At 64.6% G+C, this 21,203-nt stretch carries 22 protein-coding genes; 16 read left to right on the top strand and 6 right to left on the bottom strand.

Annotation, left to right across the window (positions count from 1 at the left end):
* The first annotated feature begins 65 nt into the window (after window positions 1-65).
* The 5 genes from BLT68_RS03630 (at window position 66) to BLT68_RS03650 (ending at window position 3,881) form a co-directional block, all read left to right on the top strand.
* Window positions 66-1,082: a metal ABC transporter substrate-binding protein gene (locus BLT68_RS03630; RefSeq protein ID WP_074632869.1), complete on the top strand. Its 1,017-nt coding sequence runs from the start codon at window positions 66-68 to the stop codon at window positions 1,080-1,082.
* The gene (locus BLT68_RS03635; RefSeq protein ID WP_074632871.1) at window positions 1,079-1,921 is read left to right on the top strand and encodes a metal ABC transporter ATP-binding protein; all 843 of its coding nucleotides are present in this window, start codon (window positions 1,079-1,081) and stop codon (window positions 1,919-1,921) included. The genes BLT68_RS03630 and BLT68_RS03635 overlap by 4 nt, the downstream gene beginning before the upstream one ends.
* A complete protein-coding gene (locus BLT68_RS03640) occupies window positions 1,914-2,831 on the top strand; it encodes a metal ABC transporter permease (RefSeq protein WP_074632872.1) in 918 nt (305 codons plus the stop codon). Before BLT68_RS03635 ends, BLT68_RS03640 begins: the two co-directional genes overlap by 8 nt.
* Before the next feature lie 25 nt (window positions 2,832-2,856).
* A complete protein-coding gene (locus BLT68_RS03645; protein ID WP_050695015.1) occupies window positions 2,857-3,255 on the top strand; it encodes a Fur family transcriptional regulator in 399 nt (132 codons plus the stop codon).
* Window positions 3,256-3,338: 83 nt separating this feature from the next.
* Window positions 3,339-3,881, top strand: a complete 543-nt coding sequence (locus BLT68_RS03650; RefSeq protein ID WP_074632874.1) for a DedA family protein — start codon at window positions 3,339-3,341, stop codon at window positions 3,879-3,881.
* Here BLT68_RS03650 and uppS read toward each other — a convergent pair.
* Both uppS and recO read right to left on the bottom strand, forming a co-directional pair.
* On the bottom strand, window positions 3,878-4,702 hold the full coding sequence (gene uppS / locus BLT68_RS03655; protein WP_074632875.1) for a polyprenyl diphosphate synthase: 825 nt from the start codon (window positions 4,700-4,702) through the stop codon (window positions 3,878-3,880). The genes BLT68_RS03650 and uppS overlap by 4 nt on opposite strands.
* Window positions 4,699-5,436: a DNA repair protein RecO gene (gene recO, locus BLT68_RS03660; RefSeq protein ID WP_070778165.1), complete on the bottom strand. Its 738-nt coding sequence runs from the start codon at window positions 5,434-5,436 to the stop codon at window positions 4,699-4,701. The genes uppS and recO overlap by 4 nt, the downstream gene beginning before the upstream one ends.
* Window positions 5,437-5,678: 242 nt before the next feature.
* On the opposite strand from recO, the gene BLT68_RS03665 reads away from it, so the two are divergent.
* Window positions 5,679-6,218: a TetR family transcriptional regulator gene (locus tag BLT68_RS03665; protein ID WP_050695019.1), complete on the top strand. Its 540-nt coding sequence runs from the start codon at window positions 5,679-5,681 to the stop codon at window positions 6,216-6,218.
* Window positions 6,219-6,538: 320 nt separating this feature from the next.
* On the top strand, window positions 6,539-7,123 hold the full coding sequence (locus BLT68_RS03670) for a TetR/AcrR family transcriptional regulator (RefSeq protein ID WP_050695020.1): 585 nt from the start codon (window positions 6,539-6,541) through the stop codon (window positions 7,121-7,123).
* Between the two features lie 27 nt (window positions 7,124-7,150).
* Here the strand turns inward: BLT68_RS03670 and leuA are convergent, their stop codons facing one another.
* Window positions 7,151-8,905: a 2-isopropylmalate synthase gene (gene leuA, locus BLT68_RS03675; protein WP_074632877.1), complete on the bottom strand. Its 1,755-nt coding sequence runs from the start codon at window positions 8,903-8,905 to the stop codon at window positions 7,151-7,153.
* Between the two features lie 187 nt (window positions 8,906-9,092).
* Here leuA and BLT68_RS03680 point away from each other — a divergent pair, with 187 nt between their 5' ends.
* The 6 genes from BLT68_RS03680 to BLT68_RS03705 all read left to right on the top strand — a co-directional run bounded on the left by BLT68_RS03680 (window position 9,093) and on the right by BLT68_RS03705 (window position 13,918).
* Window positions 9,093-10,763, top strand: coding sequence for an L-lactate permease (locus BLT68_RS03680; RefSeq protein ID WP_074632879.1), 1,671 nt, complete (start codon window positions 9,093-9,095; stop codon window positions 10,761-10,763).
* Between the two features lie 81 nt (window positions 10,764-10,844).
* Window positions 10,845-11,126: a hypothetical protein gene (locus tag BLT68_RS03685; RefSeq protein WP_074632880.1), complete on the top strand. Its 282-nt coding sequence runs from the start codon at window positions 10,845-10,847 to the stop codon at window positions 11,124-11,126.
* A gap of 8 nt (window positions 11,127-11,134) precedes the next feature.
* The gene (locus BLT68_RS03690) at window positions 11,135-12,160 is read left to right on the top strand and encodes a hypothetical protein (protein WP_131800064.1); all 1,026 of its coding nucleotides are present in this window, start codon (window positions 11,135-11,137) and stop codon (window positions 12,158-12,160) included.
* A gap of 89 nt (window positions 12,161-12,249) precedes the next feature.
* Window positions 12,250-12,717: a hypothetical protein gene (locus BLT68_RS03695; protein WP_232618773.1), complete on the top strand. Its 468-nt coding sequence runs from the start codon at window positions 12,250-12,252 to the stop codon at window positions 12,715-12,717.
* 49 nt (window positions 12,718-12,766) lie between these two features.
* Window positions 12,767-13,324 (top strand): hypothetical protein, encoded by a 558-nt coding sequence (locus tag BLT68_RS03700; protein WP_050695025.1) that lies wholly within the window; start codon window positions 12,767-12,769, stop codon window positions 13,322-13,324.
* A 201-nt stretch (window positions 13,325-13,525) separates the two neighbouring features.
* Window positions 13,526-13,918 (top strand): hypothetical protein, encoded by a 393-nt coding sequence (locus BLT68_RS03705; protein WP_050695026.1) that lies wholly within the window; start codon window positions 13,526-13,528, stop codon window positions 13,916-13,918.
* A 4-nt stretch (window positions 13,919-13,922) separates the two neighbouring features.
* Here the strand turns inward: BLT68_RS03705 and BLT68_RS09080 are convergent, their stop codons facing one another.
* Window positions 13,923-14,120 carry a hypothetical protein gene (locus tag BLT68_RS09080; protein ID WP_131800065.1) on the bottom strand — a complete coding sequence of 66 codons (198 nt, stop codon included), beginning with the start codon at window positions 14,118-14,120 and terminating at the stop codon, window positions 13,923-13,925.
* Between the two features lie 96 nt (window positions 14,121-14,216).
* Here BLT68_RS09080 and BLT68_RS03710 point away from each other — a divergent pair, with 96 nt between their 5' ends.
* Genes BLT68_RS03710 through BLT68_RS03720 form a run of 3 tightly spaced genes read left to right on the top strand, consistent with a single transcriptional unit; the run spans window position 14,217 to window position 17,296 of the window.
* A complete protein-coding gene (locus BLT68_RS03710) occupies window positions 14,217-15,014 on the top strand; it encodes a (Fe-S)-binding protein (RefSeq protein WP_050695027.1) in 798 nt (265 codons plus the stop codon).
* 1 nt (window position 15,015) lies between these two features.
* Entirely contained in the window at window positions 15,016-16,620 is a 1,605-nt protein-coding gene (locus tag BLT68_RS03715; protein ID WP_074632883.1) for a LutB/LldF family L-lactate oxidation iron-sulfur protein, read from the top strand.
* A gap of 1 nt (window position 16,621) precedes the next feature.
* Window positions 16,622-17,296, top strand: a complete 675-nt coding sequence (locus tag BLT68_RS03720) for a LutC/YkgG family protein (protein WP_050695029.1) — start codon at window positions 16,622-16,624, stop codon at window positions 17,294-17,296.
* A 159-nt stretch (window positions 17,297-17,455) separates the two neighbouring features.
* Here BLT68_RS03720 and BLT68_RS03725 read toward each other — a convergent pair whose 3' ends face one another.
* Both BLT68_RS03725 and era read right to left on the bottom strand, forming a co-directional pair.
* Window positions 17,456-19,945, bottom strand: a complete 2,490-nt coding sequence (locus BLT68_RS03725) for an excinuclease ABC subunit UvrA (protein ID WP_074632884.1) — start codon at window positions 19,943-19,945, stop codon at window positions 17,456-17,458.
* Window position 19,946: 1 nt separating this feature from the next.
* Window positions 19,947-21,203 carry a GTPase Era gene (era, locus tag BLT68_RS03730; RefSeq protein ID WP_074632885.1) on the bottom strand — a complete coding sequence of 419 codons (1,257 nt, stop codon included), beginning with the start codon at window positions 21,201-21,203 and terminating at the stop codon, window positions 19,947-19,949.

A 21,203-nucleotide genomic window follows, 5' to 3' on the forward strand; every position in this document is an offset into this window, starting at 1 on the left:
GGCGCGTGGGACGCCCACTCAGAATGACTTGACAAATATTCTCAGCCGCAATGAGAAAGATTCTCATGTTAAAGAAAGTCCTTGCCGCCGCCTGCGCGGCCACCACAGCGCTCGCCCTGTCCGCATGCTCCTCCACGGCCTCGTCTACAGGCAGCTCTGGCACCGGCACGGACGGCACCCTGGCCGTCATGGCTTCCTTCTATCCCCTGAAGTACCTGACCGAGCAGATCGGTGGCGAGCACGTCACCGTCACCTCGCTGACCCCCGACGGCGCGGAGCCGCACGACCTCGAGCTCTCCCCCAAGATGGTTGGCGCCCTGTCCTCCTCCGACGCAGTCGTCTACCTCGCGGGGTTCCAGAGCGCGGTTGACGAAGCCATCGAGCAGCAGGGCCCCAAGACCGTCATTGACGTCTCTTCCGCCGCCAAGCTGGTCGAAGCCGGCGCCGACGCCAACCACCCCGCCGAGGCAGAAAACGAGGAGGGACAGTCCGGCGATACCCACGACCACGAGGGACATGACCACGACCACGAGGGGCACGACCATGCGGGTCACGATCACGACATGACGACGGACCCTCACTTCTGGTTGGACCCGGTGCGCATGGCAAGCGCCGCGACCCTGGTGGGCGACAAGCTCGCCGAAGCCGATGCCGCCCACGCCGATGCCTATAAGGCAAACGCGAAGGCCCTCGCCCAACAGATGACCGCCCTCGGGGATACACTCGTGTCCAAGACCTCCTCCTGCCAGGTGAAGACCTTCGTCACCGCCCACACCGCATTCGGCTACCTGGCCGACCGAGCGGGCCTGACCCAGGTCGGAATCTCCGGCCTAGATCCCGACTCTTCCCCCTCCCAGGCGCGCCTGGCGCAGATCGCCCAGATCGCCAAGGAACGAGGCGTGACGACCATCTTCACCGAGGCCCTCATTGACCCGAAGGTTGCCCAGACCCTTGCCGACGACCTAGGAATCACGACTGCCGTCCTGGATCCCATCGAGTCTCAGACCGACGCATCCAAGGATTACGCAGCGACCATGAACGATAACATTGACGCACTGACGAAAGCGCTCAAGTGTCAGTGACGACGGCGAAGGTCGATTCGACGGCGGGAGTCTCCATCGCGGAGGCGACCGCCGTCGTGCGTCTCAATAACCTGCACGTGGCGTGGGACACGGACCTGATCCTGCACGGAATCACGCTCGATATCACCGCCGGCCAAACCGTCGCCATCACCGGCTCCAACGGTTCGGGCAAATCCACCACGTTACAGGCGCTCCTGGGCAACGCCCCCATCACGAGCGGAGACGCCCAGCTCTTCGGACGCTCCATCGCCTCTCGGCGGCACGTCCCGTGGAAGAAGATCGGCTACGTTCCCCAGCGTGTCTCCTCGGGCGGCGCGGTCAGTTCCAGCGCGATCGAGGTCGTACGATCCGGCTTGCTCGGGCCGACGCGCCTGTGGGCGCTGCCCGGAGACACCGCTCGCGCCATGGAGGCGCTCGAGCGCGTGGGCATGGCCCACCGCGCCCGCACCCCCATGAGCATCCTCTCGGGCGGGCAGGCCCAACGCGTCCTCATCGCTCGCGCTCTCGTACGCTCCCCCGAACTGCTCATCATGGACGAACCGATGGCGGGCATCGACGCCGCATCACGCGCCAGGCTGTCCTCCATCGTCGCCGACGCGCGGGAAGCCGGAACCACGATCATCATCGTGCTGCACGAGCTGGGCCAGCTGGGCCCCCTCCTCGACCGAGAACTGCACCTCAGCGCCGGACACGTCTCTTACGATGGGCCACCGCACATCACCGAGGATCGCCAGCAACACCACGCGGGCGGCGATCACTGCCACCCCACCGGGCAATCTCCGGCAGCGCGGGCAGACCGCGGCCTCGTCGGTGGGATCTGGACGGAGAACCATGATTGACGCGCTGAGCCCCCTCCTGTCCTCTCCCCTGATGCAGCGTTCCCTGCTCGCCGCTCTGATCGTCGGCCTGACGGCTCCGATCATCGGCACCTACCTGGTGCACCGCAGGCTCGCGATGCTCGGCGACGGAATCGGACACATCTCGCTGACCGGTGTCGCCCTGGGCTGGCTGCTCGGCGCCGTTGCGAACGTCTCTCCCGCCAACTCGTGGGCGGTTCCCGGAGCGATCGTCGTCTCACTCCTCGGCGCCGTCGCAATCGAGCTGGTTCGCCAAAGCGGCCGCACCTCCGGGGACACGGCACTGGCCATGCTCTTTTACGGGGGCATCGCCGGAGGCGTCCTGCTCATCGGCCTGGCGGGCGGCACATCCGCACAGCTGAACTCCTACCTGTTCGGGTCAATCTCGACCGTGCGGTGGAGCGACATCACCCTCATCACGATCCTCGGGATCGCTATCGTGGCGCTCGGCCTCGGGCTGGCACCCGCGCTCTTTTCAGTGACGAACGACGAGGACTTTGCCCGCTCGACCGGCCTGCCGGTGCGTACGCTGTCGCTGCTCATTGCCGCCCTGTCAGCCCTCACCGTCGCGGTCGCGATGCGCGTCGTCGGCTCGCTTTTGGTGAGCGCGCTGATGGTGATTCCCGTGGCGATCGCACAGCTGGCAGCGCGATCATTCCGTTCCACGATGGGCATCGCGATGGCAATCGGCGTCATAATCTGCACATGTGGACTATCCCTGACGTACTTCGTCGACCTGTCGCCTGGCGCAACCATCGTCGTCGGGGCGATCGGCCTGTACGCGATCGGGTTCGTCATCAGGGCGGTCATCGACCGTGTCCGCAGGTGTCGCAGGGTTCGCCAAGCCCGCGCCCACAACCAGCACCCCGAGCACCAACACACCCCTCACTGAGGGCACCACGGGAGAGGGAAAATACATGCAACGGATGACTAAGCAGCGCCAGGCCGTCCTGGATGAGCTGACGCGCATCAGCGATTTCCGCAGCGCCCAACAGATATTCGAGGACCTGCACGTCCGAGGACACCGGGTGGGGCTGGCGACCGTGTACCGTTCGCTACAGGGCCTCGCGGAGGACGGCAGGGTTGATACGCTGCGTTCCTCCGACGGCGAGACCCTCTATCGATCCTGCACGACCCGCCACCATCACCACCACCTGGTGTGCCGAGAGTGCGGATTCGCGGAAGAGATCGAACCGTCACAGATCGAATCCTGGGTGGACAGCATCGCGGCTGCCACCGGATTCAGCGACGTCGAACACTCCTTCGAGCTGTTCGGAGTGTGCTCGTCGTGCCAGGGCAGGCACGCAACCCGCTGACGGCTGAGACAAACGAAACTTCACCGCCGACCACAATCGTATTAGGATAGGCTTCGTTTCGTTTGTCATCCTCTGGGGGTTACGTGCACACTGCGGGTATCGATTCCTTGGTCCCGGCCTTCGCCCGGGACGGCATCTGGCTTTTCGTCTTCCTCTTCTTCGTCGTCTTCTCACGCGCGCAGCTGACTTATTGGCTCGCGCGCGGCGCGGCATCCGGGGCACTGCGAGCCTCGGGACGCGGGGGCCTCCTGGGGGGCATCGCCAACTGGTTCGACGGCCCGATCCCCCGCAAGGGCGCGAAGATGCTCGACCGGTGGGGCCTGATCATCATTCCCCTGTGTTTCCTGACGGTCGGCGTGCAAACGGCGGTCAATGCGGGCGCCGGGCTGGTGCGCATGCGCTGGAGCACCTACACGGTCGCCATGGTGCCGGGGTGCGTCATCTGGGCACTCCTGTACGGCCTCGGCATGCTGGCGGTATTTGCGGCCGCGGTCCGCGCGGTGGCCGGTTCTCCGTGGGGCTGGGCGGGGCTGGCGCTGATCGCCGGGATGATCGCCGCCAAGATCGCCTACAGTCGTCGCAGGCGCCACTCATCCGAACCGGCGCTGCAAACAGAAAACGCCTAGGCCCTGGACGCGCGCTCGACTGCCCCGCCGAAGCGCCGCTCGCGTCCGGTAAACTCCTCCAGGCACCCCCACAGTTCCTCGCGGTCAAACGCGGGCCAGGGGGTGTCGACGAACATCATCTCGGCGTACGCCATCTGCCACAGCAGGTAGTTGGAGATCCTTAGCTCGCCCGAGGTCCGAATCATGAGGTCTACGTTGGGCACATCGGGCAGGTAGAGGTGACGCGCCAGCGTCTTCTCGGTGACACCGCGGGGGCTGAGTCGGCCGGAAGCCACCTCCCCGGCGATCGAGCGCGCAGCATCGACCAGCTCGGCCCTGCCTCCATAGTTGACGCACATGACGAGGTCCAGAGTGGAGCAGTGCGACGTGGCTCGGTCCGCCTTCTCCAGGGCGTTGATGACGCTCTTCCAGAGCCTCGGGCGTCGCCCGCTCCACCGGACGTGGACCCCCCACTCGGCGAGCTGGTCGGTCCGCCTCGCGAGCACGTCGGAAGCGTAGTTCATGATGAAAGAGACCTCGGCGGGCGAACGCTTCCAGTTTTCGGTCGAGAAGGTGTAGACGCTCAGGTACCGCACGCCGACGTCGATTGCCCCGGCAATCGTGTCCATGAGGGCGTACTCCCCCGCCCGATGGCCTTCGGTTCGGGCCAGGCCGCGGCCGTTAGCCCACCGGCCGTTTCCATCCATGATGAGGGCGACGTGGTCGGGGATCTCGCCGCGCCCAAAGTCGGGCGCGCTGCGATGCCATTGACCGGGTCCCAGCAGCGGCGCCGAGGGGTCGGTGGGGGCGCGGTCCATGGGGGTGGGGCGCGCGTGGGTCATGGGTGGCTCCTGTCGATGAGGGTCAGTGAGCGGAGGCGACGTTCGAGGTGCCATTGAGTGTACGACGAGATGAGGCCCGTGGCCTCATCTCGCGCGTAGGATTCGCACCGGTCCGCGAATTCCCAGTCTCCGCTGAGAAGGTGGCCGAGCAGGGCGAGCGTATCGGGCGCCGGGGAGGAAGCGCCGGGGGGACGGCACGCGTCGCAGACGGTACCGCCTTCCGGGATCGAGAAAGACGCGTGCGGCCCCGCCTTCCCGCAGACGGCGCAGTCGAAGCACGAGGGCGCCCACCCCGCCAGGGCGAGCGCACGCAGGGTGTAGGAGGTTCGGATCAGGGTCGGATCGTGCCTGCGGCGCGCCATGGCGTTGAGGGCACCCAGGAGCAGGAGGTACTGCGAGTGGGTGCCGTCGGTGGCGTCAGCCGTGAGACGTTCGGCGGTTTCAACGATGACGGTGGCTGCCAGATAGAGGTCGTAGTTCGCCGCGATCGCGTCGCCGTATTGGGCGATGGAGACAACCTGCGTCAGGGTGTCGAGGGTGCGCCCGCGATGAAGTTGCGCGTCGATGACGCAGAAGGGTTCGACGCGCGCACCGAACTTGGAGGTCGTTCTCCGTACGCCCTTGGCCACGACTCGGATCTGACCGTGTTCAGCGGTGAGCAGCGTGATGATGCGATCCGCTTCACCCAGCTTGTGGGTGCGCAGGACGATCGCCTCGTCTCGGTAGGACTTCATCACGGCATCATTGTGTCACGGGGACCGGGCCGGGGCGTTGGCCGACGCCTCGCATCGCGCCGCGCGAAACCGTCTGTGAAGTGCGCTGTCACGCCCACCGACAAATATCGTCGCGCGCGACGTCAACATAGTATGAGAAACTGACAGCGTGGTCGATTGCACACGCGACAGATAGTTTTCAAATAGATAGTTTTCTCGTAACTGATTATAGTTTATCCGCAACCATTGAAGGAAGGATACAGATGGCACCCCCGATCGATGCCCGAGAAAAGCTTGGCACTGCACTGCGTCAGGCCCTCACCCAGACGTCCCTGTCAAAGATCTCTGTCAGCGCACTGACACGCTCCGCAGGGGTCACCCGTCAAGCGTTCTACTACCACTTCAACTCCCTCAGCGACCTCAACGCATGGATTTTCCGCGAGGAAATCACATCACGACTGACCGACAGTTCGGAGGAATGGCTGGACGCCATTGAGGCGACGATGATGTGGATGCATGACCATCGCGACGAGACCTCATCCGCCATGAAGACCATCGAAGCAAACGACCTGTGGGCCTTCCTGGCCTCGAACATCCAGGAGCTCATCGAATCCCGCCTGCCCGCCTCGGCCTCGGCCACGGCGCGCGACGCCGTCGCCCAGCACTTCGCCCTGGCCACCACCGCCCACATGGCGCAGTGGATGCTCTCCGGCCTCGAAGTCAACCCCTCGCGTGCGATCGCACGCATGAGGATCCTCATGACCGCCCAGACCACCCCCGCCCTGGCCCGTCTGGCCAAGTAACGCACACTCCCACCAACCGCGTTCAGACAGACGCGCCACCGCCCCCGGCCTCGCGAACGTTAACGAGGCCGGGGTTACGCTATCTCCGCCCGCATTCAGGCATTCTCCCGAACCGGTTCGCAAGAAAATCAGCGGACACCGCGCCCTCCGGGCGGCGCGCTACGTCGGGCGCGCGCGATCCTCACGACCGGCAGAACGCGACCGCGAGGCTCGCCACGTTATACAATTATTTGACCATGCCTAGAGGTGGGATTTAACAGTTCCACACTCAGACATGTACAGTTCGCACGCCCCCCTTTTGCTGTCGACGAGGATCCCCCATGGCCCATACCGATGCGAAAACAACGCTCGCCCACGCCCTGCGCGAGGCGCTCACGACCGTGCCCCTGTCAAAGGTGACGGTCTCCGGGCTCACGCGCGCCGCCGGCGTCACCCGCCAGGCCTTCTACTACCACTTCTCCGGCATCCGCGACCTGACCGTGTGGGTCTTCAAGCGCGAGGTTGCCAACCAGATCGCCGCCCAATCAACCCACGAAAACTGGCCAGACGGCCTGCTGTCGATGTTCGTGTGGATGCAGACGCACCCGGAGGAAACCCGCTCCGCCGTCTCTACCCTCACCATGGAGGAACTCCAGATCTTCCTCCACAAGCAGCTGCGCACCGTCATGGAACCCATCGTTGACCACTTCAGCGATGGCCTGAACGTCACCGAAGACGACCGGCTCTTCGTGACCGATCACTTCACGCTCTCCGTGCTGGGGCACGTGTCCCAATGGCTCGCGACCGGCATGAGCACCGACCCCCACATCCTGACCGAAAGAATCTCTCGGATCCTGCACGGGCAGATCCGGCGCGCGCTCACCGTCTTTTCGGATAACCCAACCGACTCCTTGACGCGCACGTAACGAGGCGCGCGTGAGCGAGGGGACAAATCAGCGCAGAGCTCGATTCACCGCCGAAATAACGGCCTTGTACGAGGCGCGCGTAATTGACGGGTCGATGCCCACGCCCCACACGATCTGGCCGTCCACCGCGGCCTCCACGTAGGCGGCGGCGCGGGCATCGCGCCCCTGGCTCATCGCATGCTCCGAGTAATCCAGGATGCGCACGTCCAGGTCGAAGCGGTGCAGCGCCGACACGAAAGCGTCAACAGGGCCGCTGCCCGAAGCTCGAACGTTCGTCGGCACACCGCTATCGACCAAGACCGCCGTGAGCTCGACCAGCTCATCGTCGGCCGTGCGCACCTGCGAGGAGCGCAGCTCGAAACGCCCCCACGACTCCAAGCCCGGCGCCGCGCTGGTCGGCAGGTACTCGTCCGCAAAGGTTTGCCACAGCGTGGTGGGGTTGACTTCGCCGCTGTAGGTGTCCGTGTGACGCTGCACGATGCGGGAAAACTCCACCTGCAGACGGCGGGGCAGCTCCAGGGAGTGTGCCGTCGACATCAGATAAGCGACCCCTCCCTTGCCGGACTGCGAATTCACTCGCACCACGGCCTCGTAGGAGCGGCCCACGTCATGCGGGTCGATCGGCAGATACGGAAGCTCCCAGATGACCGCTTCCTCATCGCCACCCGCGGCGTCGACCGCACTCTTTCTGGCCGCAAATCCCTTTTTGATCGCGTCCTGGTGAGAACCCGAGAAGCTCGTGTACACCAGGTCGCCCACGTAGGGCGCGCGCGGGGACGTATCCATCTGCGTGCAGTGCTCCACCGTGCGGCGTATCGCGTCCACGTCCGAAAAATCGATACCCGGATCGATGCCCTGGCTGAACAGGTTTAGGCCCAACGTCACCAGATCCGCGTTTCCTGTGCGCTCGCCATGCCCCAGCAGGCAGCCCTCGATACGATCCGCACCGGCCAGGAGCGCCAGCTCAGCCGTGGCGACGCCGGTACCGCGATCATTGTGCGGGTGGACGCTGAGCGCCACATACTGGCGACGCGACAGGTTCCGGCTCATCCACTCAATCTGATCCGCGAACACGTTCGGCGTCGAACGCTCCACCGTGGCGGGCAGGTTCAAAACGATCTCGCGACCACGTCCGGGTTCCCACACGTCCATGACCGACTCGCACACCTCGAGCGCGAAATCCAGCTCGGTATCGACGAAAATCTCGGGCGAATACTCCAATCCAAAGATCGTCTCGTCCCCCAGACGCTTTTCCGCCTGAGCGATCACCTCGCGTGCACCCGACTGGGCCAGCTCGATTGTTTGCGCCTTATCCGCGTGGAAGACCACCTCCCGAAACACGGGCGCCGTCGCGTTGTACAGGTGGACCGTTGCGCGCGGGAAGCCCACCATGGCCTCGACCGTGCGCTCGATCAACTCCGGGCGCGACTGGGTGAGCACCGAAATCGTCACGTCCTCGGGCACCGCGTCGTCCTCGATCAGCGCGCGCACGAAATCGTAGTCGGCCTGCGATGCCGCGGGGAAACCAATCTCAATTTCCTTGTACCCCAGCGTAATCAGCAGATCGAACATACGACGTTTGCGTGCCGGGTCCATTGGCTCGATCAGCGCCTGGTTACCGTCGCGCAGGTCGGTTGACATCCAACGCGGAGCCTTCGTGATGCGCTTAGAAGGCCACTGGCGATCCGGCAGCTCGATAGGGTTTTTGTCCAGGAACGCCCGGTACTTACGGATCGGCATGCGCACCCCCGAGGGGATGGGGACGCGGGATGTAGTCTTCACATTGTGTAGTCTATCGGCGCTCCCGATGCTTCGAGACGCTTCGAGCGGGGCGCGCAGTGGAAGCGGGGGCAGTGCGGGCAGGGGCGGACCTTCGCACACTTAAATATGCTCAAAATATGTGCATATGCCCACTCGTATGTCATGATAATTAGGTCCAATGTCCCACACACCGACGCGCGGAGCATCAATGACCCCCCTATTCGTAGCCCAAACCTTTACCCCGTCGACGACGGCCGTGGCAGGAAATGTCTTCCTGACCGCTGTCGTGGGCCTCCTCCCCCTCGCTGTCTTCTTCGTCCTCATGGGCGTGTTCAAGGTCGCGACCCACTGGTGTTCGATCATCGCGCTCGTACTCTCCCTCGTCATCGCGATCTTCGCCTTCCAGATGCCGATAGGCATGGCACTCCTGGCGGGCACGCAGGGGGCGGCAATGGGCTTCATGCCGATCATCTACATCATCATCGCGGCCGTGTGGCTGTACAACCTGACCGAGAAATCGGGCCGCAGCGCCGACCTGAAGGCCGTGTTTAACACGATCGGGCGTGGCGACCAGCGCGCTCAGGCCCTGATCGTCGCCTTCTGCTTCTGCGGCCTTCTCGAGGGACTGGCTGGCTTCGGCGCTCCCGTTGCCATCACCTGCGCGATGCTCGTCACCCTGGGGGTGCCGAAGATCAAGGCCGCCGTCGTCACCGTCGTCGGCAACGCGATCAACGTCGGCTTCGGTGCCATGGCGATCCCCACGACGACAGCCGGTCGCCTGGGTGGCGCCGACGCAACGGCCGTGGCCGCCAACATGGGTCACCTGACCTGGATCTTCTGCCTCTTCATCCCCCTCCTCCTGCTCTTCATCCTGGACGGCGGCCGCGGCGTTCGTCAGCTCTGGCCCCTCGCCCTCGTCGCCGGTGCCGCCGCCGGCGTGGGCCACTTCGTGACCCCCTCCGTTTCCTACGAGCTGACCGCCGTCGTCGCCTCCCTCCTGGGATTTGCGGCCTGCTACGTGTTCCTGCTCGTGTGGAGCCCCACGACCCCCCAGGACTGTGCGACCAGCGCGGACGAGTCGGATAAGCCCTCCGGATCCCGCATCGCGCTGGCTCTCATGCCCTACGTCCTGGTCGTCGTGATCATCGCGATCACCAAGCTGTGGAGGATCGGCGTAAGCCTGCCTGATCTGCTGAAATCAACAGACCGCGACATCCCCTGGCCCGGCATTTACGGCTCCCTGCTGGGCGCCGACGGGCAGCCCTCAACCGCTGCGATCTACACGTTGCAGATCCTGTCCAACCCCGGCACGTGGATCTTCGTCACCGGCATCATCGTGGCGATCGTGTACGGATCGAACTCCTCGGGCGGACGCTTCGCTACCTCCATTCCCCAGATGTTCGCGGTCCTGCCGCGCACCATCTACTCGCTGCGCATGGCGATCCTGACGATCGCCTCCGTCATGGCCCTGGCCTTCGTTATGAACCTGTCCGGGCAGACCACCTCCATCGGTGCCGCGCTGGCCACGACGGGGGCGGCATTCGCCTTCCTTTCCCCGATCCTGGGATGGATCGGCACGGCAGTCGCCGGTTCCGCGACCTCAGCGGGCGCGCTCTTCGCGAACCTCCAGTCCACCGCGGCCACCGGGGCGGGCCTGGATCCGCGCATCCTTTTGGCCGCCAACACCATCGGCGGCGGCATCGGCAAGATCGTTTCCCCCCAGAACCTGGCGATCGCGGCGACTTCCGTGGACTCCGAGGGCTCGGACGCGGAGATCCTCAAGAAGGCCGCTCCCTACTCAATCGGCCTGCTCCTGGTCCTGTGCATCCTCGTGTTCGTCTCCTCGCAGGGCTGGCTCGGCGCGTACATGCCGGCCTGATCCCCGCGCTCTCGGGGGGATTTGCTTCCGAGGGCACCCCCGAGTAGTCTCGCTGCATACATCCCAACGAAGGAGATTAGCGTGGCAAACTTGCGTTTCTCGAGCGAAGAAATCAGGGCGGCGATTGACTGTCTGGGTCGCGGTGCAAGCATCGGATTTGGTCTATCCGATCCCCCAGCACAGCCCTGCTGCAACACGTACATCGGCAGGCTTCACCGCCCTCTTGAAGAGCTCAACAAAGAGGAAGACCATGTGAGAAGCAACATCAGTGATGCTCGCCAGAACCTACGGACAACCATCGAGATTTTCGAGGCCACCGAAGCCCAGATTTCTCAATCCCTCAGCAGTCTGCAGAAAAGCTAAAGTACATCATGATCACCAGATCCCAACTCGAAGGGTTGGACGTCCTCGCGTTCGACCCACTGCTCCAACAGATCCGGATGTCCATCCAATCCAACAAAGACAAAATCTCCGATATCGAAAAAGCAACGTCACACATCGTATCCGGGTGGGAAGGTGAGAGCAGCAATGCCGCACAGAGCAGGCTCTCTCACATCCAGGAGCAGACCCAGAAGCACATCGATGATCTCGAGGCGATGAAAAAGACCGTCACGACCTACGTCGAGGCAAAGAAATTACGGCAAGCCCACATCCTGGCGTTCATTGCGGAGCTTAAGACACTCCAGATGACTGTCACCGATGACTGGCAGGTTCGTCCAAATATTGCGCTGATGGCTGCCGCATCTGTCGGCGGGGCATTCATCCTAGCTGCACAGGTAACGAAACGTCTGCATGCCCTCGTCAGGATGTTTGAGCAATACGAATACGAGGCACCCATCGCAGGAGTCAGCACCGCTCCCTCGTTCGTGTCCTCGTCAGGCTACTCAACCAGCCAACCCGACAGAACGATCAATTTCGACGACGATTTTCCATACGGCTCCAAGAAGGGAAAAGAGACGTTGGAGGACCGCGCTAACTGGGCAAAATGGGGGCTCAAGCTCGAGGGGGCGGAAGCAATCGGAGGCATGCCCGACGCATGCAAAATGTATCGTCATTTCCGAGAAGGAAAAGGAACCCCCATGCGTTTCGACTACGACAAGGCGTACCGGGAAGATGCTGGCATTCGCAACTTTGTCAATGACGAACTGAATGGGTCTCTGCAGGCAGCCAACGAGGCCGTGAAATCGGGGAACACAAACGTCACCCTTCACTCGCCGATGCGCACGAACAGCGGCTACTACCCCGAGACGGAAAACTGGCAGAAGACTGTCGGCGGCTACAGCAGCTACACCGAAACGAATGTCCAGGTCTCGGGAGACACAGTCACCGCCACGGTCACGGTTCACGCCAAAGACAAGTGGAACTTCAACTACGTCTCCATGTGCATTGGAGCGTGACCTTGAAACTTTCCCTCCGCATTCTTGCCCCGTTGGTCGTCGTCGTGGCGCTCACCGCATGCAGCCCCTTTGCACCTAGGAACCCTCGGGTGCAGCTCCCCCACGACCCGCGCTTCACAAAATTCACGTCAAAGACCGAGGGCGACCCAAAGCTCGGCGACCAGCTGGATTCCTTCAATGAACGTATGCCCGCTCTCGGGGCAACCGAGGGCCATTTCGCAGCAGGTTTGATTCCCACCGGTTGGAGTCTCTTGCCCACCCCGGATCGGCAGCACTGGTACACCGGGGTTGCCACAGTCCCCGACGAGACGATCAAGAGACTCCAGGCCGGTGCGAGCGGTGACGCGAAGACACTGCCCGGAATTTACCCTGAGCTCTACCAGTACGTGCCTCAGGACTGTCATTTCCCAACCATTCCATCGGACCATGCGAACAAGGTCCTTGAAACCAACAAGACAAGCATGAACAGCAAGTATGGTTCCCTCACAATCAAGGAGTTCGCCGCCTCGATGGACTGTCACCTGGTCCTGGTAGTCGGCGAGATCAGGCGCGGCTAGGAGGGCTTGTTTCTGTCCATCAGCGATGGTTCTCTTACGTAAGGTAGGCATGAAACTCTTATTTCGCACTCTCGTACCGTTGGTCATCGTCGCGGCGCTGAGCGCGGCTTGCTACCCTTTTGTGCCAAGAAAACCCAAGGTGCATCTCCCCCACGACCCGCGCTTCGCCGAGTTCACGTATGAGACCGATGACGAGCTGAAGGTACAGGAGCGCATCGATTCATTTAACGAGCGTATGCCCGAACTGGGAGCGACCGAAGGACACGTCGTCGTAGCCCATTTCCGGGATGGCGCATCCTGGCAGCCGACGCCCGACCGCCAATTCTGGCTGACCGGCGTCGCCACAGTCCCCGATACGACGATCGCTATGCTCGTCGACGACAACATCGGCGAATCCTCGTTGCTGCCCGGCATCCACCCCGACCTCTACCAGTACGTGCCCGAGGAATGCTCTTTCACGACCGTTGACCCCGACGTCGCCAACAAGGTCCTCGATACCGCTCGTAACGAGTTTTATTCGGAATGGGGCTCGTTCGAGATCCGCGAGTTCGTGTTCTCTGCCGACTGTAACCTCATCCTTGTCACCGGCGATGGCCTCCAGGGCTAGCACACCGACCTTAACGACACATATTAAGCTCCCACTCAAGATTCTCGCTCCAACTCTCGCAGTTATCGCTCTGGTCTCCGCGTGCCTCCCGTCCTCCTCCGGGCGTTCGTCCAGCCACAACACCAAACCCGCTGCATCGAAGATAGATCCCCGATTCGCTGAGTTTCAACACACCTTCAAGAAAAACCGGAGATTCAAGAAATGGTTGACATTCTCAACGAGCATTGGTCAGACCTGGAGGCGACGGAGACTCACCTCACCCTCGCGTACTCTCGCACTGGCTTCTGTGACGTCAACATCGAACCCGAATTTTGGATGACTGGCGTCCCGACCATTTCCGATGAAGCAATCGAGATGCTCAGCGTCAAGACAGACAATACGAATACCCTCCAGCCCGGCATCTATCCGGGCCTCTACCAATACGTGCCCCAGGACTGCCACTTCTCCATGATCCCCGCCGACCACGCCAATGAGACCCTCGAGACGAAGACGACCAAGTCTTCCTCTCCCTTCGGCTCGTTCAAGGTCCAGGAGCTCGCCGTTTCCGCGGACTGCCACCTCGTCGTCGTGACGGGAGAGGGAGTGATGGGATAGCAACTCACCCACAATCCCCGGCCCGGGCCTCGTCCATTGTCGAGGCCGAGGTGCCAGTGCGCTCACTCGCGACCATCGCAAAAATGAAAAACGAAAACTCACCCTGAGCTAAGTCGCCTTCCATGCGCCTCATTTCTTTCGGATACAAGGGATTTTTCGACGATGATTTTTCTTTAGTTTTCCGCGAGAATTCGCCGCTCACGCGCCATCCTCCACACAGCGGACACGAGAATACACCCCGGGACCTCCGACCTAGTCATAACCTGAGACTGACAGCACCTACGAGGAAGGATCCCCCGTGCGCATCGCTCTCTTTTCCACCTGCCTAGCAGACGTCATGTTCCCCCAGGCGGCCCAGGCGACAGTGACCCTGCTCGAACGCCTCGGCCATGAGGTCGTCTTCCCCGAAGGCCAGGTCTGCTGCGGCCAGATGCACGCCAACACCGGCTATTTTGAAGACGCAGCGAAGATCACCCGTAACCACGTCAAGGCCTTCGAGCCCGTCCTGGACGGACTATGGGACGCCATCGTCGTTCCCTCCGGCTCCTGCACCGGCGCAGCACGCCACGAACAGAAGGTCGTCGCCGAACACGTTGGAGACACAGAGCTGGCCAAGCAGTCCCAGCGCATCGCCCAGCACACCTACGACCTCACCGAACTCCTCACCGACGTCCTGGGCCTGGAAGACGTGGGCGCATACTTCCCCCACACCGTCACCTACCACCCGACCTGCCACTCCCTGCGCATCGCCAGGGTCGGCGACCGCCCCTACCGCCTGCTGCGCCAGGTCGAAGGACTGACCCTCATCGACCTGCCGGACGCCGAGGTCTGCTGCGGATTCGGCGGCACCTTCTCCATGAAGAACTCCGAAACTTCCACGTCGATGCTGGCCGACAAAGTCGCCAACGTCATGTCCACGCGCGCAGAGGTCCTGGTCATGGGCGACTACTCCTGCCTCCTGCACGTCGGCGGCGGCCTCTCCCGCCTCAACTCCGGTATCCGCCCCATACACCTCGCCGAAATCCTGGCATCCACCAAGGACCAGCCCTTCCAGGGCAACATCTCCTTCGCACCCGAAAGCGCACAGGTGATCTGACATGACCGCAACGTTCATCGGAATGCCCTCCACCCCCGAATCCCACACCGGCGGCTGGCGCACCACCGTCACCATCCCCGAAGACACCCTCCGCTGGGGCCACACCTTCCCCGAGGGCGCACACAAGACACTGGCCAACACCCAGATGCGCCGTAACCTCGGCCACGCCACCCGCACCATCCGCACCAAGCGCGGGCAGCGCGTCGCCGAAATGCCGGACTGGGAGGACCTGCGCAGCGCCGCCGAGGCCGTCAAATTCGAAGTCGAATCGCGCATGCCCGAGCTGCTCGAAGAGTTCGAGCGCAACGTCACCGCTCGCGGCGGCATCGTCCACTGGGCGCGCGACAAGCACGAGGCCAACCGCATCGTCGCGGACATCATCAAGTCCAAGGGCGTCGACGAGGTCGTCAAGATCAAGTCCATGGCCACCCAGGAAACCAACCTCAACGAGTACCTGAAGGGTCAGGGGATCTCCGCGCTGGAAACCGACCTGGCCGAGATGATCGTCCAGCTGGCCGACGACATGCCCAGCCACATCGTGGTCCCCGCGATCCACCGCAACCGCTCCGAAGTGCGCGGCATCTTCCTGGATCGCATGGAGGACGCGCCGCGCGATCTCTCGGATGACCCGACCGAGCTCACGGGCGCCGCCCGCGCCCACCTGCGCAAAAAGTTCCTGCACGCCAAGGTCGCCGTCTCCGGCACCAACATGGGCATCGCGGAAACCGGCACCGTCTCCGTCTACGAATCCGAGGGCAACGGTCGCATGTGCCTGACCCTGCCGGACACGCTCATCACCCTGATGGGCATCGAGAAGCTGGTGCCCCGCTTCCAGGACATCGAGATCTTTTCCCAGCTGCTGCCCCGTTCCGCGACCGGCGAGCGCATGAACCCCTACACTTCCCTGTGGACGGGCGTCACCCCCGGCGATGGCCCCCAGGAGTTCCACCTGATCCTCATGGACAACGGGCGCACCAAGGTACTCGCGGACCCCATCGGACGACAGGCCCTCGCCTGTATTCGCTGCGGCTCCTGCATGAACATCTGCCCCGTCTACCAGCACACATCCGGTCACGCCTACGGCTCTGTCTACCCCGGGCCCATCGGTGCGATCCTCACCCCGCAGCTCACCCAGGGCCTGGGCGAGAAGGATCCTGTGCACACCCTCCCCTTCGCCTCCTCTCTGTGCGGTGCGTGCGGCGAGGTTTGCCCCGTCAAGATCGACATCCCCACGATCCTCATCCATATGCGCGCGCGCACGGTGGACATCAAGCGCAACATCGTGCCCGATGTGTGGGACCTGGCGATGGGCGTTGCCACCCCCGTCATGTCGAACGCGACGCTGTGGAAGGCCGCAGGCATGTCCACCAAGACCACCCGCCTGTTCGCCAAGAAGGGGGCGATCGGCGCGCTGCCGTTCCCGGCTTCGCTGTGGACCCGCGCGCGCGACCTGCCGGTGGTGCCCAAGGAAACATTCCGGCAGTGGTGGAAGCGCACCCACGCGGACTCCGACGCAAACGCGCCCCGCACGGACACCCCCGCCACGGGGCTCCCGCTCGCATCCGAGCATGGCATGACCACCCGCACGACCCCCGAGGAGGCGTGACATGAGCAAGACCACGATGGACGCAAAGACCGCGATCCTGGCGCGCGCACGCGACGCCATCTCCCATTCACAGCAGGGACGCCCCGTGCGACCGATCCCTCGCGACTACATCCGCTCCACCGAGCACGCGCCCGGTTCGGACGCCGTCGTTGAGGAAATGATCGAGAAACTCGAGGACTACTCCGCGCAGGTTGTCGTCGTTTCGGGAGAGGATGCCGTCGCCGACGCCGTCGCCACGTTCCTGGCCGATCAGAAGGCCACCTCGGTCGTCGTTCCCACCGGCCTGGACGAGGCCTTCAAGAAGGCGGCCGCCCGCGACGGGCGCAAGGTGAGCGAAGACAGCCGCGAGAAGGCCATCTCCACCCTGGAGCTGGACGAGATCGACGCGGTCGTCACCCGCAGCCGCGTCGCCATCTCCATCTCGGGAACCATCGTCCTGGACGGCGAACCCGACCAGGGGCGTCGCGCAATCTCCCTCGTGCCCGACACGCACGTCGTCGTCCTAAACCGCGCGGACATCGTTCCCACGGTCCCCCAGGCGGTCGACATCCTCGGCAAGAACCCGACCCGTCCCATGACGTGGATCGCCGGCGGTTCGGCGACCTCCGACATTGAGCTCGTGCGAGTCAACGGCGTGCACGGCCCCCGCAACCTGCGGGTCGTCATCGCCTCCTGAGCGACGCGGCTGCAACGCGCAACGCTGTGCCCGACTGCCACTGCGGCAGTCGGGCACAGCGTTTATGTGTCGGCAGCATTGGCGAGGACGCACGGCAGACAAGCAGCTACATTCCGACGATCGCGAGGAAGAATACAATCCCCTGAGCAAACGGCGGCATCAGCGCAGGTATCGTCCCGTCACCGAATCAGCTTCGGCGGCGATATCGCGGGCAGTTCCGCAGGCGACGACGCGCCCGCCCAGGGCACCGCCGCCCGGCCCCATGTCGATCACCCAGTCGGAGTTGGCGATGACATCCAGGTCGTGCTCGATGACGACGACGGTGGCACCGCGGTCGATGAGACGCTGGAGGACGTCGAGGAGGACCTGCACGTCCTCCGGGTGCAGGCCGATCGTCGGTTCGTCGAACACGAAGAGCGCACCCTCCTGGCGCCTGCCCATCTCCGAGGCGAGCTTGAGCCGCTGGGCCTCGCCTCCCGACAGGGCGGGCGTGGCCTCGCCGAGCGTCAGGTAGCCCAGTCCCAAGCCCGAGAGGGTGTCGAGCAGCGCCCCAGCCTTCCTCAGGCCTCGCACCGCGCCCCGCGCGTCGTCCACGCTCATCGCCATGATGTCGGGCAGGCTGAGTCCATCGCGACGAATCTGCCCCGCATCCTGGCTGTACCTGCTGCCCCGGCAGTGCGCGCACTCGACATCAACGTCAGGCAGGAACTGCACGTCCAAGGTGATCTGGCCGGTCCCCTCGCACGTGGGGCATCGCAGCGACCCCGTGTTGTAGGAGAAGGCCCCGGCCTTCAGCCCAGCCGCCCGCGCCGCCTCCGTGCGTGCGAAGGCCCGGCGCAGCTCGTCCAGGACCCCGCAGTACGTGGCCACGGTGGAGCGCACGTTCACGCCGATCGGCGTCGCGTCGATCAAGTGGACGCGCGAGATGCCCGCCGCGTCCACGTCCCGCACGTGACCGGGCAGCGCCTCCCCCGCCAGGGCGGCCCGCAGGGCGGGCACCAGGGACTCCAGGACCATCGTCGTCTTACCCGATCCGCTGACCCCCGTCACCGCCGTGAGTGCCCCCACCGGGATATCAACGTTCAGGGGGTGGACGGTGTGGATCCGCTCAGTCTCCAGGTGGATGGCGCCGCGCCCGTCCGCGCCCGACGCACCGTGTCCCTGCGCCTTTAAGGCTCGCCGCCCCGACCCCGCCGGCCGCTCCACACGGCGACTCCCGGCCAGGTACGGGCCGATGCGAGAAGCGGGTGCTCGGCATGCCTCGTCGATCGGTCCCTGGAAGATGACGCGGCCGCCGTCAGCGCCCGCGCCCGGTCCGATCTCGATCAGATGGTCGGCGGCAGCCAGCACGCGGGTGTCGTGGTCAACCACGACGGCCGAGTTCCCGTCCGCGATGAGATCGCGGACGATGCCCAGGACCCCGTCGACGTTGGAGGGGTGCAGGCCGATGGTCGGCTCGTCCAGGACGTAGAGGACGCCGGTCGTACGGTTGCGGACCGCCCGAGCCAACTGCACACGCTGGCGCTCGCCGTTGGACAGCGTGGAGGAGGCCCGGTCCAGCGACAGGTAGGACAGGCCCAGGTCCGCCAGGCGCTTCATCGGCTCTGCCATCTCATCGACGATGACGCGGGCCATGGGCGCGACCTCGCCGGGGACGAGGCCGGGCACGCGCGCCACCCACTCGCGCAGCTCGGCCAGGGACAGGCGCGAGGCCTGGCCCAGGTCGATGCCGTCGATCAGGGTCGAGCGCACCCGCTCCCCCAGGCGCGTGCCCTCGCAGGCGGGGCAGGTGCGCGTGATGAGGTACTTGCCGACGCGGGCGAGGGCCTTCTCATCCTTGGCCTTGGCGAGCGCGTTCTCCACGGTCGCGACCGCGTTGAAATACGTGAAGTCCAGCTCCGCGCCACCCGTCTTCGTGGCAACGACAATGTGGTGTTTCTCGGCGGGTCCCTCGTAGACGATGGCCTTCTCCGCCTCGCTCAGATCACGGAAGGGCACGTCGGTGCGCACGCCCATCTCTCTGGCGACGTCCTTCATGAGCTTCCACATGAGGGAACCCCACGGGGACACTGCCCCCTCGTCGATCGATCGGGACTCGTCTGGCACGAGCGCGGCGCGGTCGACGACACGCTGGATCCCGGTCCCCTCGCACACGGGGCACGCGCCGGCGGAATTGAAGGCCATCTCCTCGGCGCCCAGCCCGTAGAAGGACTCGGAGCACTGCGGGCACACGAGCGGCACTTCCAGAGCCACGTTGCGCGACGGGGGCACGCGGTGCCCGCTGGGGCACAGGTAGGAGCCCACGCGCGAGAACAGCAGGCGCAGGTGGTTCGCCAGCTCCGTAGCCGTACCGAATGTGGAGCGCACGCCGGGCGCGCCCGGGCGCTGGCGCAGAGCGAGGGCAGCGGGGACGTGGATGACCTCGTCGACCGAGGCCTTGGCCGCCTGGGAGATGCGCCTGCGCGTGTAGGTCGCCAGGGACTCCAGGTAGCGGCGAGAGCCTTCCGCGTAGAGCGTGCCCAGGGCCAGGGAGGACTTGCCCGACCCAGACACGCCCGCGATGGCGACAAACCGGTTCAGGGGAACATCGACGTCTACGTTCTTCAGGTTGTGGACGCGGGCGCCGCGCACGCGTATGACGCTGGGCACGTCAGAACCCCAGGCGCCCCAGCATCTTCGGGTCGGACTGCCAGTCCTTCGCCGTACGCACGTGCAGGTCCAGGTAGACGCGCCGCCCCAGCAGCTCCTCGATGTGGGCGCGAGAGCGCGTGCCGATCTGCTTCAGGCGCGAACCCTTGCGGCCGATGATGATGGCCTTCTGGGAGTCGCGCTCCACGTAGACGTTGACGTGGATGTCCAGCATGGGCGCTCGCTCGTCGCCCTCGCGCCGGGGGCGCTCGATAATCTCCTCGACCTGGACGGCCAGGGAGTGGGGCAGCTCGTCGCGCACGCCCTCGAGGGCGGCCTCGCGGATGAACTCGGCGATCAGGGTGTCCCGTGATTCGTCCGTAACATCCCCTTCGGGATACAGCGGGGGCGAGAGCGGCACCGTCTGGGCGAGCACGTCGCGCAGGTGGTCGATGCCTTTGCCTTCCACGGAGGAAACGGGAACGATGGCCGCCCAATTCCCCAGCGCCTCAATCGAGAGCAGGTGCTTCATGACGCGCTCACGCGGAACGGCGTCGCACTTGGTGGCCACAGCGACGATCGGACGTTTCACGGCGCGCAGTTCGCGGGCGATGAACTGGTCGCCGGGGCCGATGCGCTGGTTCGCGGGCAGGCAAAAGAGGACGACGTCCACCTCGGAGAGGGCCTCGCGCACCATGTCGTTGAGCCGTTTGCCCAGCAGGGTGCGGGGGCGGTGGTATCCGGGCGTGTCCACGAGGACCAGCTGATACCCCTCGCCGTGGACGATGCCTCGGATGTTGTGGCGCGTGGTCTCGGGGCGCCCCGACGTGATCGCGATCTTGCGCCCGACCAGGGCGTTCGTCAGGGTGGATTTGCCGACGTTGGGGCGCCCGACGACGGAGATAAAGCCCGCGCGAAAGTCCTCAGGAAAATCGGGGATATCGATCGTGGCCACCGCGTCCCGCCGCAGCGATGCCACTGAAGTCATCGCCTCGAAGGCACCCAGGTCCGCGTCCTCCTCGCCCGCCAGGCCGTCCTCGGCGTCACAGTCGCCGATGTCATCACCGGCCTCGGTGTCACCGAAATCGGCGTCGGACCCATCCTCGGAGTCATCGCCGAGCTCATCCCCAGCCCCATCCCGGTTAACGTCACCGACGCCTCGGCCTATCTGCGCGCGCGCGTCGGCTTCCGGGTCGGCGGCGTCGGGGGCCACCTCGATGCGCGCGTCGTCCAGGGCGTTGGGGCCGGCCATGAGTTCGTGGTCGGAGGGGAATCGCAT

The sequence above is a fragment of the Schaalia meyeri genome, from assembly GCF_900105015.1.
Classification (GTDB): Bacteria; Actinomycetota; Actinomycetes; order Actinomycetales; family Actinomycetaceae; genus Pauljensenia; species Pauljensenia meyeri.